This is a genomic window from Streptomyces sp. NPDC014656 (assembly GCF_043084305.1).
In the GTDB taxonomy this organism is placed as follows: Bacteria; Actinomycetota; Actinomycetes; order Streptomycetales; family Streptomycetaceae; genus Streptomyces.
Map to the genome: position 1 here is coordinate 705,016 of NZ_JBIBZN010000003.1, position 15,088 is coordinate 720,103.

Below are 15,088 nucleotides of genomic sequence, written 5' to 3' on the forward strand. Positions count from 1 at the left end.
TCGCCGTCCCGGGGCGGGCCCGTCCCGGCCGCCGGTGGCGCCCACGGTGCCAGTCCGCGGGCCGGAACGCCATGGCCCGGAGGGGGCGTGAGGCTCCCGGGCTTCACGGGATCGCCGCTCCTTGCCGTCGGGTGGCCGCGGGACCGGGCCCGGGCCCGGGCCCGGCGGTCCGGCGGTCCGGCGGTCCGGCGGTCCGGCGGTCCGGCGGTCCGGCGGTCCGGCGGTCCGGCGGCGAACATATTCCGGTGCGTTCCGGGGCGGACCGGTGGTGGAATCGCCGGATGCGCGGGAACGAGGAACGGACGACCGTGGTGGACCGGGGCCGGTTCGCCGGCTCGGTGACCCCCTGGGACGACACGGCGTGGCGGAGGGAGGTCCTCGGCTGGGCCGAGCGCGCCCTGGCCGGGCACGGGCTGGTGGAGACCGGCGCGCGCGAGGTACGGGTGCGCCCCTGGTCGGTCCTCGTCCGGTTCCGTACCGGCGCGGGCGAGCGGGACGCGGTGTGGCTGAAGGCCGGGGCCCCGTCGAACGCCTTCGAGGCCGGGCTCTCGGCGGCGCTCGCCGCGTGGGCGCCGGAGCACGTGATGACCCCGCTGGCGGTGGACGCGGGGCGCGGCTGGGTGCTGCTGCCCGACGGCGGACCGCTGTTCCGCGGGGTCCTCGACGCGGGCGCGGCGGGCCCGGAGTCGTGGGCCACGGCGCTGGGCCGGTACGGCGAGATGCAGCGGCGGCTCGTCCCGTACGCGGACCGGCTCGACGGGCTGGGGGTGCCGGGCGCCCGGACGCGGGAGCTGCCGGAGGTGTTCGAGGCGCTGGTCGCCGGCAATCCCCTCTTCGACGCCGACGAGCGGGCCGCGCTGCTGCGCCGGCGGCCCCGGCTCGTCGAGCTGTGCGCCGAGCTCGACGCGTACGGCCTGCCCGACTCGCTCGACCACTGCGACCTGCACGACGGGCAGATCCTCGCCCCGGCCCCCGGCCGCTTCACCTTCTTCGACTGGGGCGACGCCTGTGCCGCGCACCCCTTCGGCAGCCTCCTGGTCCCGGTCCGGGAGGTGCGGCGGCGGTACGGCCCCGGGCACGTGGCCCCGATGGTCGACGCGTACCTGGAGCACTGGACCGGTCTGGGGCCGTCGGCGGCGGAACTGCGGCGGGCCGCGGGTCTGGCGGTGCGGCTGGCGGCGCTGGGCCGGGCGGGCTCGTGGTTCCGGCTCTTCCCCGGCACGCCGACCGGCGACAGCGAGGAGGCGAGCGCCTACTGGGTGCGGGAACTCTTCGCCGCCGGCGACGAGCTGTGAGGTCTCCGGGGGCCCGCCGGTCCTGACTCCCCTGCAGCCCGACGCCGCGGGCCCGCAGTTCCTCCGGACGACCGGTCCGCTCGTCACCGCCGCCGGACTCGGCCGCGCCGTGGTGCCGCCCGCCGGGATCCACGGGGGCCGTGCTGGCACTTCGTGTCTCCGCCCGGTGCGGCGGCCCGGTCGCCGACGCCGGCCAGGATACCCGGAGGGGGTACGGGATTTCCCGGGAGGCCGGGGCCGTCGCGGCCCGTACGGACCGGGAGGGGCGTATGGCACCGCGTGCCTGGTCGGAGGGGACCGGGAAGTCGGCTGGACGGCGGGCCGGGAAAGCTGGAAACCTCGGCGATCGAGGACCCGATCACCGGTCCCGTACGTGCGCCGCCGCGAGGGGAGCGTGGCGCGGGCCCGTGATCGTCGCGTCCTCGAAGGCGCGTCCGCCGCACCCGTACGCGCCGGTACCGCGAGGAGGAGGACCACCGATGACCGCCGCCCGGGAAGAACGGCTGCAGCTCGACGCCGCGAGCGTCGACAACGCGAGGACGACACTGCTCCAGCTCCTCGCGCGGGCGGGGGTGTACTCCGGCGACGCCGAGGAGCTGATGGGCCTCGTCGAGGCCGGTGCCCTCGCCCGCGCGCACGAGGAGCTGTCCGGCACCGGCCGCCAGGCCCCGCCGGGCAGCGGCGAGCCCTACGCGGCGGGCTGGCGCGACGGCTCACGGGCCGTCACCGAGGGACTCGCGGGCCTCGCCGACCGGGCGCTGGGCAAGGCCGTCGCGGCGGAGGCCGAGGAGGAGCCGGACCCCCGGACGCGGGTCGGACGGATGGAGGTCGAGCGGGCCAAGGTGGCGGTCGTGCCGCTGTACCTCTCCTTCTCCGAGGAGTCCGACCTCGACCCCGAGGTCACCGAGCAGGTGCTCGCCTCCGCGCTGGCGACGATGGGGGCCCGGCAGCGGGCCGCCTATCCGGGGCGGCTGACGGCCTTCGCCGCCGACCACCGGCCCCATCTGGAGCGGCTGTACGCCACGTACGGGCCGGGCAGCGCGATCGCCATCCACGGCCGCTACACCCTGGTCCACTCCCCCACCAGCATCGCCGTCCTGGAACGGCTCGCCGCCCACCCGGCGGAGCTGCGGGAGGAGTGGGACGCGGCCGAACTCCCGCCGGCCTGGCTGGACGGTCTGACGCGCGCCTGGGAGGCGACGGCCTGACCCCGGCGCCCGCCCCCCTCGCGGGCCGGCGGGCGGGCTCACGGCGGGGGCGGGGAAGGGGAGAGGGCGGACAGGAGGGACAGGGGGGACGGGAGTGCGAAAAGGGGTGTGGACAGGGGTTCGAGGGGGTGGGTGCGATGCGTCACACGGGGGGCGGCAGGGGGTCGGCCCGGTAGCGCGGGGGGCGGGGGGGCCGCATAGGGTGGCGGCATGCCCAGAACTTCTCCGGCCCTTGCTCTCGACGCCCTCCTCGAAGGCAACCGTCGCTTCGTCTCGGGCACGCCCGAGCACCCGAACCAGGACGCCGCCCGCCGCGCGGAGCTCGCGCCCGGCCAGGACCCGTTCGCCGTCATCCTCGGCTGTTCCGACTCCCGGCTCGCGGCCGAGATCATCTTCGACCGGGGGCTCGGCGACCTGTTCGTCGTCCGCACCGCCGGCCACGTCCTGGGACCCGAGGTCCTGGGCAGCGTCGAGTACGCGACGAGCATCCTCGGCGCACGGCTCGTGGTCGTCCTGGGCCACGACTCCTGCGGCGCGGTCGCCGCGGCCCGCGCGGCCGTCGAGGAGGGCTTCGCGGCGAGCGGCTTCGTGCGGGACGTCGTGGAGCGGGTGACGCCGAGCATCCTGGCGGCCCGGACCGCCGGCCTGACGGCGGACAGCGACATCATCGACGAGCACATCCGGCACACCGCGGACCTGCTCCTGGACCGCTCCCGGCTGCTGTCCGAGCAGGTGGCGGCCGGCGAGGTCGCCGTCGTCGGCCTCGGCTACGAACTGGCCGGCGGCGGCGCCCGCCTGGTGAGCACGCACGGGGTCGTGGCGGAGGAGGGCGCTGCGGCGTGACGTCCCGTTTCGACTGCTCCGACCCGGCGGCCCGCGCGGCGGGCCTCGCCGAGGCCGCGGCGGCGGTGCGCCGCGGTGAGCTGGTGGTCCTGCCGACGGACACCGTGTACGGGGTCGGGGCCGACGCCTTCGACCCGAAGGCGGTCGCCTCGCTGCTGGCGGCGAAGGGCCGCGGCCGCCACAAGCCCTCCCCCGTCCTGGTCGACTCGGCCGCCGCGCTCGGCGAGCTGACCGACGGGCTCCCCGACGCGGCGCGGGCGCTGATCGACGCCTTCTGGCCGGGCGGCCTGACCCTGGTGGTGCGCCACCGGGCGTCGCTCGACTGGGACCTGGGCGAGACGGGCGGCACGGTGGCGGTACGGATGCCGGACCATCCGCTGACCCTGGAACTCCTCGCGGCGACGGGCCCGTTGGCCGTGTCCAGCGCCAACCTCACGGACCACCCGTCGCCGCAGGACTGCGACGCCGCGCAGGCGATGCTCGGCGGGTCCGTCGCGGTGTACCTGGACGGCGGCCGCACCGCCGGCGCGGTCTCGTCGTCGATCGTCGACCTCAGCGGCGGGACCCCGGTCCTCGTCCGCGACGGCGTCCTGCCGGTCGCCGAACTCCGCGCGCTCGTCCCGGACCTGATCGTCCCCTGACCCGCCCGTTCCCTCCCCGGCCCCGGTCCCGGCCCCGTGCGACATCGCGTCGCCCGGGGCCGGGGCGCTTTCGGTGCCCCAGGGGTTACGGGACGAGGCGGAGGAGGCGGTTCGGGGAGCCGGTGCCGGGGGTGGTGACCTTGCCGGGGGCCGTAACCGGCTATGAGCGCATGGCTCTTGGCGGAGCCGGCGGCGGAGCCGGCGCCCGGCGCGAGGCTGACGAGGCAGCTGCCGGCGACGGCGTCGGGCGAGCCCGCCGCGACGACGACGCCCTCGGCGGGGGCCGGGGCGGCCTGCGCGGGGGCCGCGGCGAGGCCGGTGGCGAGCGCGGCGACGGCGGCGGAGGCGACCGTCGTGCGGCGGGCGGTGCGGTTCGGGAGTGCCATGGTGAGGGGTTCCTCCTGTGGGCGGCGCGCCCCGGTTCGGGCGGCGCGGTCGGGGGTCGCGTGCGGTCGCACGCACCGCCGGGGGGAGGGGGCCTCCGCCCGGCGTGAGCAGGAGCCTGTGCCTCACCGTCCGGGCGGATCAAGGAAGTTGGCCGCCTGTCGTGCATCTGCCATGTCGCGGACACGGAGACTCCCCGATCCCCTGCCGAACCCCTACGAACCACCCCGCCCGCGCCCGCGTCACGATCCGGCCTCCACCCACGAGGACCGGCCACGGGGCGTGTGACGGGTACGGCGCCTTCGACGCGGTGAGGGGCGCTCAGGCGTCGAGGACGGCGGCGACGGCCTCGATCTCGACGAGCTGGTCGGCGTAGCCGAGCACGGTGACGCCCATCAGGGTGCTCGGCACGTCGTGGTCGCCGAAGGCGTCGCGGACGACCTCCCAGGCGGCCACCAGGTCGGCCCGGCGGGTCGTCGCGACGAGCACGCGGGTGCTGATGACGTCCTCGATGCCGGCTCCGGCGTCCTTCAGCGCCGTTCGCAGGTTCGCGACGCAGGCCGCCGCCTGCCCGGGGACGTCGCCGACGGCCACGGTGGCGCCGTCGGCGTCGAGCGGGCAGGAACCGGCGAGGAAGACCAGCCGGGCCTCGGCGGGCGCGGTCGCGGCGTACGCGTACTCGGCGACGTCGGACAGGGTGGCGGAACGGATGAGACGGACGGCGCGGGGCACGGGGGATCCTCTCGGCTGGGGCGGTCCCGGGGCCTCACCGGCCCGGCCGGGACACGGGAACGCCCCACCCTCTCAGGCCCGTCCCGGCACCTCGACCGCATTTCCGCCGGCGGCCCGGGGCGGCTCCCCGTACCGCACGGGCCCGATGCCGTCCGGGAGGAGGCGCAGCGCCGCCGCGACGGCCTCGCGCGCCGTGTCATGGGCCCGCCCCTCCTCCGACATGTGGAGTGCCGTCCGGAAGCCGCCCTCGCCGGTGCACCACAGGACCGGCCCCACCGGTTCCATGGCGGGACGGGTGGCGGACGAGAAGCGCAGGGCCCAATGGCTCGTGAAGGGGTACAGGGCCCTGAACCGCGGCTCCGCGTGGGCCGCTTCGACCAGGTCCCGGTGCGCGGGCGCCCAGGGGGTGGTCAGTCCGGCCGCCTCCACGCGCAGGCTCCGCCACTCGGAGTCCACCATGCGCGCGGGGTCGGGTCCGGTCAGTTCGAGGCGGCCGGTGGGGCGCGCGAAGGGGGCGGCCGCGTGGACGCCATCCGGCGACGCGCCGTCATGCCAGGCGCGGACCGCCCGCGCGACCTGGGCCAGGTCGTCCGTCGTGCCGCGGATCACGGACAGGCCCAGGAGCCGCTCGTCGGCCTCGGCCACCCACCGCCGTTCGTGCTTCCACGCGGAAACGCGCAGTGGCTCCCGGTGGGGCAGCGCGCTCCCGGCGTACGCGGCGGAGAGCGGTTCGTCGGCGGGTGAGGTCAGCGGTACGGCGTCGAGGGCACCGTCCGCGACGGCGCGGAGCGCGGCGGCGAGGCTGCCGGCGGCGGCGACGTCGGGGTACAGGGCGACGAGTTCGGGCGATGGTGACATGCCGAGGAGTCTGCCCTGGACCGGACACCGGGGTGGGGTGAGATGGGGTGGGGCGGGGCGGGGCGGGCGAGGGTGCCTGCCCTTTCAGCCGGTGGGGGCCGGTCCGGGCGGGGGCGGCCAGTGGCGGTGCAGGGCGTCGATCCGGAAGGGGTGGACGTGGCGGTGGCCGGGGGCGGTCCCGGCGGCCGTGTGGGGGTGGCCGGCGGGGAGTTCGGGGTGGGCGTGCTCCAGTTCCTCGGGGTCGCGGCGCGGCCAGAGCCGGGTGGCCGCGACGGTGGCGGCCAGGGCGACGGCGGTGAGGGCCGCGGCCGAGGCCGCGGTTCCCGCGCGGGACGCGAGCCAGCCGGCGAGCGGGTAGGTGAGCAGCCAGCAGCCGTGCGAGAGGGAGAAGCGGGCGGCGAAGAGGGCGGGCAGGTCGGGATCGGCGGCGGACCGGCGCAGCAGCCGCCCGCCGGGCGTGAGGACCGTCGAGGTGGCGGCGCCGAGGCAGGCCCAGAGGACGAGCAGGACGGGCCAGGCGGCCGCCCGGTGCGCGGCGGTCCACCCGGAGGCGAGCCCGGTGGCCAGCAGGCCGAGCCCGGCGGTGAGGACTCCGGCGGCCGGGAGCATGAGGGCGCGGTCGCCGGTCCGGCCGAGGAGCCGCGGGAGCAGCAGGGCCGCGGTCATCGAGCCCGCTCCGTACGCGGCGAGGGCGAGGGACACGTCCCCCGCCGTGCGCCCCAGCCCGTCCCGGACGAGTACGACGGTCTCCACGAGCACCATGGCTCCGGCGGCGGCGACGGCCAGGTCGAGCGCGAGCAGGGCGCGGAGCCGCGGGGTGGCGAGGAGGAGCCGGACGCCGAGGACCCGTCCGGCGGCCGGGCCGGGGCCGGTGTCCGCCGGGAGCCGCAGGGGCAGGACGAGGAGCGCGGAGAGCAGGAACCCGGCGGCGGTGCCGGTGAAGAGCCACCCGTACGGCACGAGGGCGAGGAGCGCGGCGGCGAGGACCGGGCCGGCCAGGCTCTCCAGGTCGTAGGCGAGCCGCGAGAGGGCGAGGGCCCGGGTGTAGTCGCGCTCCTCGGGCAGGACGCGCGGGATCGTCGCCTGGAAGGCCGGGGTGAAGACCGCCGAGGCCGCCTGGAGCAGCAGCACGAGCCCGTACACCTGCCACACCCGGTCCACGAACGGCAGGACCAGCGCGGTGGCCAGCCGCACGAGGTCGGCGCCGACGAGCAGGGTCCGGCGCGGCACCCGGCGGGCCAGCACCCCGGCGAGCGGTGCCAGACCCACGTACGCCGCCATCTTGAGCGCGAGCGCGGTGCCGAGCACGGCGGTCGCGTGCGCGCCGGCGAGGTCGTACGCGAGGAGGGCGAGGGCGACGGTCGCCAGGCCGGTGCCGGTGAGGGCGACGGCCTGGGCGAGGAAGAGGTGCCGGTAGGTGCGGTCGCGCAGGACGGACAGCATGGGACGCCCTCGTTCGGCGGCGGGTGCGGTCCCCTTCACCGTAGCGGACATGTGCATGAGTGCGCACATGTTTACGGGATGCCGGGGGTTTCGCGGATTCTTCCGGCTCCTCTCGGGCCCTTCCGGCTCCCCTCCGGTTCTTCCGGCTCCTCTCGGGCCCTTCCGGCTCCCCTCCGGCCTCTCTCCGGCCTCTTTCGGGCTCTTCCGGCTTCTCTCGGGCCTTCGGCTCAGTCGTGCCAGGGCTCCCCCGTCACCACGTGGTCGGCCCGGTTCAGCGCCTCGACCACCAGCCGCTTCAGGTGCCCGTCCGGCAGGGCGTACACCACCCGCCGCCCGTCCTTCCGCGCCTGTACGAGCCCGCCCAGCCGCAGCTTGGCCAGATGCTGGCTCACCGCCGGCCGCGCGGCCCCGCACGCTTCGGTCAGCGCGCCGACATCGGCCTCCCCGCGCGTCAGCACCCACAGCAGCTGCAACCGCGTCGGATCGCTGAGCAGCCCGAACACCTCGGCCGCCGCCGCGAGCTCCGCCGCCCCCGGCGTCCTCGGATGGACGGGGGACACGACCTGTTCACGCACGGGATCCGCCATGCGCCCATCGTAGGGAGCGCGGTCCGGTACGGGGCCCGGGCGCGTCCGACCCGGGCCCGGGAGCGTCCGCTTCTCGGGACGGGTGACCGATCCGTGGACCGTCGTGCGCGGTGGCGGGCTCTCGGGTGAGGATGCTGCGGACGGCCGGGAACATGGCCGGGAGCGAGGAGAGACGACGATGACCATCGAGTGGCGCTACACCATCCACCCCGGCCTCGGTGTGCTCTCCCTGGCCGGCTTTCTGGGGCAGGAGGCCGTGGGGCGGTTCCAGGGAGCCGTCGGCTGGGCCCTCGCGCGGGGCACCGGGCCCGTCGTACTGGACCTGACCGGGCTGCGCGGGTGGTCCGACGGCGGCCGCCTCGCCGTGTCGGAGGCCGCGCTGCGGCTCGCGGCGGAGGGGCGGGGCCTCGAACTGGCCGCCGTACCGGAGGGCGGGACACCGGCGGCCGGCGCCGGTTTCGGGGACGGGAAGGTGGTCGTCGCCGTGCACGGCGACCTCGCCGCCGCGCTCGCCGCCCACCGGGACCGGGGCGTCGAGGAACGCGAATGGCGTAGCGACGCCTGGCCCGGGAGCGGCTGAGGCCCCGCGCCCCGCCCTCGGCTCAGAACCAGTGCGGGCAGTGCGGCGGGCGCTCCGTGCGGAAGAGGGCGTCGGCGCGGGCGGCGGCTTCGGGGTGGTGGGCCCGGACGTGGCCGGCGCGGATCAGGGTGCCGGGGGTCGTACCGCCGAGGTAGAGGGAGCCCAGGTCGGAGACGTCCAGGGAGAGGTCGGGGTCCCGGTCCGTGGGGGCGCAGTCGGCCTTGCCGTCCCGGACGGTCAGCAGGTGACGGCCGCGCTCGCCGAGGAACGGGTCGTCGACGTCGAGGACGAGCTCGCCGTCCGCGAGCCAGCCGCCGCGCGCGGTCAGCGCGCCCGGGACGTCGAGCAGGCGCACCCAGAGCCAGTCGGTGTCGTCGGCCAGCCGCCCGGCGCGGAAGTCCGTCAGCCAGTGACGCAGCGGATGGCCGGGCGGGACCTGCTTGAAGACGACCTCGGTGACGAGGTCGTGGCCGAGCACGAACCGGGCGAGCTCCGCGAAGACGGCGTCGTCGGCCGTGATGATCTCGTCGACCGTGAGGGTCCCGGAGGCGACCGAGTAGGAGGCGTAGCCGTCCGCCGCCCCGCCGGCGTCCCGGTGGACCGCCACGTAGCGCGGCGCCGCCGCGACCGGCGGCTGGCCCGCGCCCCGCGCCCACCAGCGGTGCGGCCGCGCGAGCGCGCCGGGCTGGGCGCGGCGGTACCGCTCGTAGACCTCTTCGACGAGTGCGCCGCAGTCGGCCCGCCGCAGCAGTTCGACGGAGCCGGTGGCGGCTTCGGTGACGACGTCGGTGGCGGCTTCGGCCGCTCCGAGCGCCCGGGGCCGGTCGAAGGCCCCCCGGTGCCGGGACACGGCCACCCGCTGCGTATAGGTCGCGGGTCCGTAGCCGAACCGGCGGTAGATGACGGCCTCGGACGCCAGCAGCACGGAGGCGACCTCCCCGCGTGCGCGCAGGTCGGCGAGCTGACGCCGCATCAAGGCGGTGAGCACGCCCTGCCGTCGGTGCGTGGGCAGCACGCCCACGGCGGTGACCCCGGAGACGGGGACGACGGTCCGCCCCGGCAGGGTGAGCTCGAAGGAGTACGCACCGGCCGTACCGACCGGCCGGCCGTCCTCGGCCAGCGCCAGCAGGTTCCGGTCCATCTCGAACGCCGACCACCAGACCCCCGAGCCGTCCTCTCCCGGGGTCTCCGGAACCAGGCCGAACGCGCGATGCATGGTGTCGACGAAGACGTCGAGGTCCTCGTCTCCGGTGGACCGGATCTCCGTCACTGCCGCTTCCTCCCCATACGCGGGCACCGCACGTCGCGGCGTCCGTCCCGCACCCAGTGCAGCGGCGGTCCGGGGCCTGGTCAAACGGTTTAAACCGGCGGGGGGCGTCCGCACACCGGCACGCGGGGCCCGCCCGGGACGGGGCGCCGCCACCCGTCACCTGTCGGTCGTCAGCCGTTGTCCGTCCGCCGTTATCCGTCGGCCGTTATCCGTCAGCCGTTATCCGTCGGCCGTCAGCTGTCAGCTGTCAGCTGTCCCTCGTCGCCCACTGGCCCTCCGCCAGCGGCATCCAGACCTCGGAGAAGGTGAGGCCGTGCTCGCGGGTTCCGACCCCGCACGGGCAACCGAGCACGGTCACCCGCCAGTCGCACCTCACGGTCCACGGCCCGTCCGCCTCCCCGCACCCGGGGCAGCGGACGGTCTCCGCCGTCCACACGCCGGGGGCGGGCCTGCCGTGGCGGCGGAACCGGCCCGCGTGCGCGAGCCGCCAGGGCCCGATCGCCGGGGTGAGCGGCACCGCGCCCGGCGGCAGCGGCGCCGCCAGGCGCGTGAACAGGCCGGTCAGGCCGGGCAGCAGGGTTTCCCCGCACCGGTCGGGGCGCCCCCCGTGCCGTCCGCCGCGCGCACCGCCGTCCCGTACCTCGGCGCCGCCGCCGCGACGGGCGGGTTCGGAAAGGCGTGCCAGGGCAGGAAGGCGCGCGCCACGGCGGCGAGCAGCGCGGCGGCGGGCGGGCTGACCGCGCCCCCGTCGAGGTGGTGCAGGACGGTGCGCAGCAGGCGCTGGAACCGCCGGTCCCGCGCGGCGGCGTCCGCGCGCACCGGAAGCGGGGCCGCGAGGCGCGCCAGTACGGCCGCCGAGGCGGCGGAGTCCGCCGGCCCGGGCCGCCACCGCCCGTCCGCGAGCACCCTCTCGGCCCGCGCGACCCGCGCCGCCGTCCCCCGCATGGCGGGCGGCAGTTCGACGGCTTCGGGCAGCCCTCCGCAAGGCCCGCTCATACGCACGTCCTCGCTCTTCATTCCCGCCCCCTCCCATCTCCCATTCCGGCTGGTCCTGTCGGGAGCGACGACCGCCGGTCCCGGCCAAGGGAAAGGGAAGGCGATCCCGGCCGGGGGAGGGCGATCCCGGCCGGGGGAGGGCGATCCCGGCCGGGGACGGAGAGCGGCCCCGGCCGGAGGAGGCCCGTCCTCCTCGTTCCGCCAGGAGGGGAAAGGTCATTGACGGTACGTCAGTCGAGGCAGAACTCGTTGCCCTCGACGTCCCGCATCACGATGCAGGACTCGTTCTCCTCGTCCGCGTACAGCGTCTGGTCGTGGACCGCGCCGAGCGCGACCAGGCGCGCGCACTCGGCCTCCAGTACGGCCAGGCGCTCGTCGCCCACGAGGCCGGTGCCGGCCCGCACGTCGAGGTGCACCCTGTTCTTGGCGACCTTGCCCTCGGGCACGCGCTGGAAGTACAGGCGCGGCTCGTCGCCCACCGGAGGAATGGCGGCCCAGTCCGCGCCCCGCCGTCCGGGGGTCCCGCGGTCGAACTCGTCCCAGGAGTCGAAGCCCTCCGGCGCCGGCGGGGCGTCGTACCCGAGCACCGCGCGCCAGAAGCGGGCGACTCGCTCCGGTTCCGCGCAATCGAAGGTGATCTGGACCTTCTTGATCAACGACATCCGGCCATCATAGGGGCGGGCCTTCCACCGCCTCCTGGATTATTCGCGACGCCGACCCCCAACCCCCGACCCCCAGCCCTCAGCCCTCAGCCCTCAGCCCCCAGCCCCCAGCCCCCAGCCCCCAGCCATCCTGACCACCCCGACCTCTCCGACCTCTCCGACCTCTCCGACCGCCCCGGTCACCACGCCCCGCGGAGCGCATGCGCGATCATCACCGGCATGGATGCCCACTTCCTCGCCATCTCCCGAATCCGCCAAGCCCCCTCCGTGGCGGTCGTGGTGGACGTCATGCGCGCGTACACCGTCGCCGCCTGGGCCTTCGCCCGGGGCGCCGAGAAGATCGTGCTCGCCGAGTCGCAGGCCGACGCGCTGGCACTCACGGCCCGCCACCCGGACTGGGTGGCGCTGAAGGACGGACCGCCGGCTCCCGGCTTCGACCTCGTCAACTCGCCGGGCCTGCTGCGCTCCGCCGACCTGGACGGCCGCACCGTGGTGCAGAAGACCACGGCCGGGACGGTCGGCGCCCTCGCGGTGAAGCACGCCCCGCTGGTCCTCTGCGCCGGGTTCGTGGTGGCCGAGGCTACGGCGCGGGTCCTGCGGGCCGGCGGGTACGACGAGGTCACGTTCGTCGTCACAGGGGAGGACGGCCGGGCCGACGAGGACCTCGCCTGCGCCCAGTACATCGCCCTCAGAGCGGCCGATCCCCACGGAGGCGTCGGCCCCGAGACCGCCGGCTCCGGGATCGCCGGCTCCGGGATCGCCGGCCTCGGCACCACCACCGACACCGCAGGCACCGGGACCGACGCACCCGCCGCTCCCGACGCCCTCCACCCGGTCGCCGCCCCCTACCTCCGCCGCGCCGCCGCGTCCCGCGCCGCCGCAGAGCTGACGACCGGAGTGCGCGAGGGCGCGCATCCCGACGACGTCGCGCTCTGCCTCGAACTCGACCGCTTCCCCTTCGCCATGGCGGCGACCCTGGAGGACGGCCTGATGGTCCTGCGCCCCCACACAGGCCGCTGACCGGTCGGCGCTTCCTCACGGCCCCGTTCACAGACACGAACAAAGGTCGTTCATGTCTGTGAACAGCAATCACGTACACGCATATTGACGTGTCTCCGACACTCGCCCTAGCGTCGGCACCCGTGAGGAGAAAGCGCTTTCTCCCCGTGTCCGAGCCGCCTCCCCCACCAGGAGACACCGATGCGCACCACTCCCCTCGCCCTCAGCGTGGGCCTCGTCGCCGGTACCCTCGTCGCCCTGTCCGCCGCCGGCGGCGCCCAGGCCGCGACCGGGCGGTACGAGGCCGAGACCTCGCCCGCCGTCTGCACCGGCGCGATCGACTCCGACTGGACCGGGTTCTCCGGCAGCGGTTTCTGCAACGGCACCAACGCCGTGGGCGCGTACGCGCAGTTCACCGTCACGGCGCCCGCCGCCGGGTCGGCGACCCTCACCGTACGGTTCGCCAACGGCACGACCGCGAACCGCCCGGCCGATGTCGTCGTGAACGGATCGACCGTGGCGGCGGGGGCGTCCTTCGCGTCCACCGGCACCTGGACCGGGTGGACCTCCAAGACCTTCACCGTGCCGGTCGCGGCGGGCGCCAACACCGTCCGGCTCAGCCCGACGACCGCCGCCGGACTGCCGAACGTCGACCACGTCGAGCTCACCACCGCCGACTCCCCCGCCCCCTCCGGTCCGGCCCTCTACGTGTCGCCCGCCGGCACCGCGGGCGCCACCGGCACCCAGGCCGACCCGACGACGCTCGCCTCCGCGATCACCCGGATCGGGGCCGGCGGCACGATCTACCTGCGCGGCGGCACGTACGCGCACGCGCAGACCGTCACCGTCGCGGCGGGCAACAACGGCACCTCCGCCGCCCGCAAGACGATCGCCGCCTATCCGGGCGAGACGCCGGTCCTCGACTTCTCCGCGATGGCCGAGTCCTCCTCCAACCGGGGGCTGGCCCTGAACGGCAACTTCTGGCACGTGAAGGGGCTGATCGTCCAGCGGGCCGGCGACAACGGCATCTACGTCGGCGGCAGCGACAACGTCATCGAGCGCACGGTCACCCGCTTCAACCGCGACACCGGCCTCCAGCTGGGGCGGATCGGCTCCACCACCCCGCGCGACCAGTGGCCGGCCCGCAACCTCATGGTGAGCGTCGAGTCGCACGACAACGCCGACGCGGCCGGCGAGAACGCCGACGGCTTCGCCGCCAAGCTGACCACCGGGCCGGGGAACGTCTTCCGGTACGCGGTCGCCCACCACAACATCGATGACGGCTGGGACCTCTACACCAAGCCGGACACCGGCCCGATCGACCCGGTGACGGTCGAGTACTCCCTCGCGTACACCAACGGCACGCTCTCCGACGGGACCGTGAACGCCAACGGCGACCGCAACGGCTACAAGCTCGGCGGCGAGTCCATCGCCGTCGACCACGTCGTGCGCCGGAGCATCGCCTACCGCAATGGCAAGCACGGCTTCACGTACAACAGCAACCCCGGTTCGCTGAAGGTCTCCGAGAACATCTCGGTCGACAACGCGCAGCGCAACTACACCTTCGAGGCGGGGACGTCGGTCTTCCGCGGCAACACGTCCTGCCGCAGCACGAGCAGCGGCACCAACGACAAGCTCGTGGGCGACGTCGACGCGACGAACCAGTTCTGGTCCGGGACGAACGGCTCGCGCTGCGCGAACTACAGCGGCGCCCTCGGCTGGTCCTTCGCCTCGAACGGCTCGCTGGCCGTCACCTTCGGGGGCAAGTCCGTCACCTGGTGACCGGACGCACCGCGCGCGCCCGCGCCTGAACTTTCAGGCGCGGGCGCGCAGTTCCCTGCCCAGGGCGTACGCGGCCCGCAGGTCGTCGCCGTCGTAGCCGGCGCCGGCCAGGGCGCGCAGCCCGGGCGTGGCGTTGACCGCGACGGTGTGGCGCAGGACGGAGAAGAGCGGCACGTCCGAGCCGGAGTCGCCGTAGGCCACGCAGGAGTCGCGGTCGAGGCCGAGGGCGGTACGGAGACGGTCCACGGCGGTCACCTTGTCCTCGGGGACGAGGATCCCGGCCGGGTCGGGCGCGGAGCGGAAGGGCGGCGGCGGGAAGCCGGAGGCCACCACGTCGTCGACGCCGAGGCCGCGCAGCCTGCCGGCGAAGAAGTCCGGCGACATGGTGACGACGACGGCCCGGTCGCCCCGATCGCGGATGTCCGCGAGGACCTCCGCGAGTCCGCCGATCCAGGGCGCCCCGTCGAATGCCTCGGCGACGACGGCCGGGGTCAGCTCCCGCCACAGTCCGTACAGGGCGGCGGCGAAGCCGCGGGTGTCGATGATCCCTGCGGCGAACTCCGCCTCCAGGTCGCGGAGTTCGGCGAGGCAGCCGAGCCGGGCGGCGATCTCCAGGCTGGCCGAGGTGCCCCTCAGCAGAGTGCCGTCCATGTCGAAGACGTGCAGCAGCCGGCCGTCCATCGCCACCTCCCTCCGGGTCCGGGGGCCAGCGTACGCCGCGGACGGAGAAGGCCGACACCGCGCCGGCCGGGGCGATCGGGGCGGCGTGGCCGCCGACGACCAGGAGGTCGCAGGTGGTGCCTCCGAC

15 protein-coding genes are annotated in these 15,088 nt (G+C 75.8%); 7 read left to right on the plus strand and 8 right to left on the minus strand.

The window, feature by feature from the left end:
• Window positions 1-281 precede the first annotated feature (281 nt).
• The 4 genes from ACF1ED_RS10430 (at window position 282) to ACF1ED_RS10445 (ending at window position 3,987) form a co-directional block, all read left to right on the plus strand.
• Window positions 282-1,295: an aminoglycoside phosphotransferase family protein gene (locus tag ACF1ED_RS10430; protein WP_391758620.1), complete on the plus strand. Its 1,014-nt coding sequence runs from the start codon at window positions 282-284 to the stop codon at window positions 1,293-1,295.
• Window positions 1,296-1,774: 479 nt separating this feature from the next.
• Window positions 1,775-2,503 (plus strand): hypothetical protein, encoded by a 729-nt coding sequence (locus ACF1ED_RS10435; RefSeq protein WP_391758622.1) that lies wholly within the window; start codon window positions 1,775-1,777, stop codon window positions 2,501-2,503.
• A 210-nt stretch (window positions 2,504-2,713) separates the two neighbouring features.
• A complete protein-coding gene (locus ACF1ED_RS10440; RefSeq protein ID WP_391758624.1) occupies window positions 2,714-3,346 on the plus strand; it encodes a carbonic anhydrase in 633 nt (210 codons plus the stop codon).
• A complete protein-coding gene (locus ACF1ED_RS10445; protein WP_391758626.1) occupies window positions 3,343-3,987 on the plus strand; it encodes an L-threonylcarbamoyladenylate synthase in 645 nt (214 codons plus the stop codon). Before ACF1ED_RS10440 ends, ACF1ED_RS10445 begins: the two co-directional genes overlap by 4 nt.
• A 705-nt stretch (window positions 3,988-4,692) precedes the next feature.
• Here ACF1ED_RS10445 and ACF1ED_RS10450 read toward each other — a convergent pair.
• The 4 genes from ACF1ED_RS10450 to ACF1ED_RS10465 form a co-directional block, all read right to left on the minus strand.
• Window positions 4,693-5,103 carry a RidA family protein gene (locus tag ACF1ED_RS10450; RefSeq protein ID WP_391758628.1) on the minus strand — a complete coding sequence of 137 codons (411 nt, stop codon included), beginning with the start codon at window positions 5,101-5,103 and terminating at the stop codon, window positions 4,693-4,695.
• 72 nt (window positions 5,104-5,175) lie between these two features.
• Entirely contained in the window at window positions 5,176-5,961 is a 786-nt protein-coding gene (locus ACF1ED_RS10455; RefSeq protein WP_391758630.1) for a DUF6193 family natural product biosynthesis protein, read from the minus strand.
• A gap of 84 nt (window positions 5,962-6,045) precedes the next feature.
• Entirely contained in the window at window positions 6,046-7,404 is a 1,359-nt protein-coding gene (locus tag ACF1ED_RS10460) for an MFS transporter (RefSeq protein ID WP_391758632.1), read from the minus strand.
• 227 nt (window positions 7,405-7,631) lie between these two features.
• Window positions 7,632-7,991 carry an ArsR/SmtB family transcription factor gene (locus ACF1ED_RS10465; protein ID WP_391758634.1) on the minus strand — a complete coding sequence of 120 codons (360 nt, stop codon included), beginning with the start codon at window positions 7,989-7,991 and terminating at the stop codon, window positions 7,632-7,634.
• 178 nt (window positions 7,992-8,169) lie between these two features.
• Here ACF1ED_RS10465 and ACF1ED_RS10470 point away from each other — a divergent pair, with 178 nt between their 5' ends.
• Entirely contained in the window at window positions 8,170-8,571 is a 402-nt protein-coding gene (locus ACF1ED_RS10470; protein WP_391758636.1) for an anti-sigma factor antagonist, read from the plus strand.
• Window positions 8,572-8,593: 22 nt separating this feature from the next.
• On the opposite strand, the gene ACF1ED_RS10475 is transcribed toward ACF1ED_RS10470, so the two are convergent.
• The 3 genes from ACF1ED_RS10475 to ACF1ED_RS10485 all read right to left on the minus strand — a co-directional run bounded on the left by ACF1ED_RS10475 (window position 8,594) and on the right by ACF1ED_RS10485 (window position 11,499).
• Complete coding sequence (locus ACF1ED_RS10475) at window positions 8,594-9,787, minus strand: GNAT family N-acetyltransferase (protein ID WP_391758765.1); 1,194 nt, start codon at window positions 9,785-9,787, stop codon at window positions 8,594-8,596.
• A 615-nt stretch (window positions 9,788-10,402) separates the two neighbouring features.
• Window positions 10,403-10,837 (minus strand): hypothetical protein, encoded by a 435-nt coding sequence (locus ACF1ED_RS10480; protein ID WP_391758638.1) that lies wholly within the window; start codon window positions 10,835-10,837, stop codon window positions 10,403-10,405.
• A gap of 230 nt (window positions 10,838-11,067) precedes the next feature.
• The gene (locus ACF1ED_RS10485) at window positions 11,068-11,499 is read right to left on the minus strand and encodes a VOC family protein (RefSeq protein WP_391758640.1); all 432 of its coding nucleotides are present in this window, start codon (window positions 11,497-11,499) and stop codon (window positions 11,068-11,070) included.
• A 219-nt stretch (window positions 11,500-11,718) separates the two neighbouring features.
• On the opposite strand from ACF1ED_RS10485, the gene ACF1ED_RS10490 reads away from it, so the two are divergent.
• Both ACF1ED_RS10490 and ACF1ED_RS10495 read left to right on the plus strand, forming a co-directional pair.
• Complete coding sequence (locus tag ACF1ED_RS10490) at window positions 11,719-12,519, plus strand: 2-phosphosulfolactate phosphatase (protein WP_391758642.1); 801 nt, start codon at window positions 11,719-11,721, stop codon at window positions 12,517-12,519.
• A gap of 180 nt (window positions 12,520-12,699) precedes the next feature.
• The gene (locus ACF1ED_RS10495) at window positions 12,700-14,280 is read left to right on the plus strand and encodes a carbohydrate-binding protein (protein WP_391758644.1); all 1,581 of its coding nucleotides are present in this window, start codon (window positions 12,700-12,702) and stop codon (window positions 14,278-14,280) included.
• A gap of 33 nt (window positions 14,281-14,313) precedes the next feature.
• On the opposite strand, the gene ACF1ED_RS10500 is transcribed toward ACF1ED_RS10495, so the two are convergent.
• On the minus strand, window positions 14,314-14,961 hold the full coding sequence (locus ACF1ED_RS10500) for an HAD family hydrolase (protein ID WP_391758646.1): 648 nt from the start codon (window positions 14,959-14,961) through the stop codon (window positions 14,314-14,316).
• Window positions 14,962-15,088 lie beyond the last annotated feature (127 nt).

Coding starts and splice junctions, on each gene's coding strand:
- ACF1ED_RS10430 (WP_391758620.1), top strand. CDS start 282: ATGCGCGGGAACGAGGAACGGACGACCGTGGTGGACCGGGGCCGGTTC.
- ACF1ED_RS10435 (WP_391758622.1), top strand. CDS start 1,775: ATGACCGCCGCCCGGGAAGAACGGCTGCAGCTCGACGCCGCGAGCGTC.
- ACF1ED_RS10440 (WP_391758624.1), top strand. CDS start 2,714: ATGCCCAGAACTTCTCCGGCCCTTGCTCTCGACGCCCTCCTCGAAGGC.
- ACF1ED_RS10455 (WP_391758630.1), bottom strand. CDS start 5,961: ATGTCACCATCGCCCGAACTCGTCGCCCTGTACCCCGACGTCGCCGCC.
- ACF1ED_RS10460 (WP_391758632.1), bottom strand. CDS start 7,404: ATGCTGTCCGTCCTGCGCGACCGCACCTACCGGCACCTCTTCCTCGCC.
- ACF1ED_RS10465 (WP_391758634.1), bottom strand. CDS start 7,991: ATGGCGGATCCCGTGCGTGAACAGGTCGTGTCCCCCGTCCATCCGAGG.
- ACF1ED_RS10470 (WP_391758636.1), top strand. CDS start 8,170: ATGACCATCGAGTGGCGCTACACCATCCACCCCGGCCTCGGTGTGCTC.
- ACF1ED_RS10475 (WP_391758765.1), bottom strand. CDS start 9,787: ATGCATCGCGCGTTCGGCCTGGTTCCGGAGACCCCGGGAGAGGACGGC.
- ACF1ED_RS10480 (WP_391758638.1), bottom strand. CDS start 10,837: ATGAGCGGGCCTTGCGGAGGGCTGCCCGAAGCCGTCGAACTGCCGCCC.
- ACF1ED_RS10485 (WP_391758640.1), bottom strand. CDS start 11,499: ATGTCGTTGATCAAGAAGGTCCAGATCACCTTCGATTGCGCGGAACCG.
- ACF1ED_RS10490 (WP_391758642.1), top strand. CDS start 11,719: ATGGATGCCCACTTCCTCGCCATCTCCCGAATCCGCCAAGCCCCCTCC.
- ACF1ED_RS10495 (WP_391758644.1), top strand. CDS start 12,700: ATGCGCACCACTCCCCTCGCCCTCAGCGTGGGCCTCGTCGCCGGTACC.
- ACF1ED_RS10500 (WP_391758646.1), bottom strand. CDS start 14,961: ATGGACGGCCGGCTGCTGCACGTCTTCGACATGGACGGCACTCTGCTG.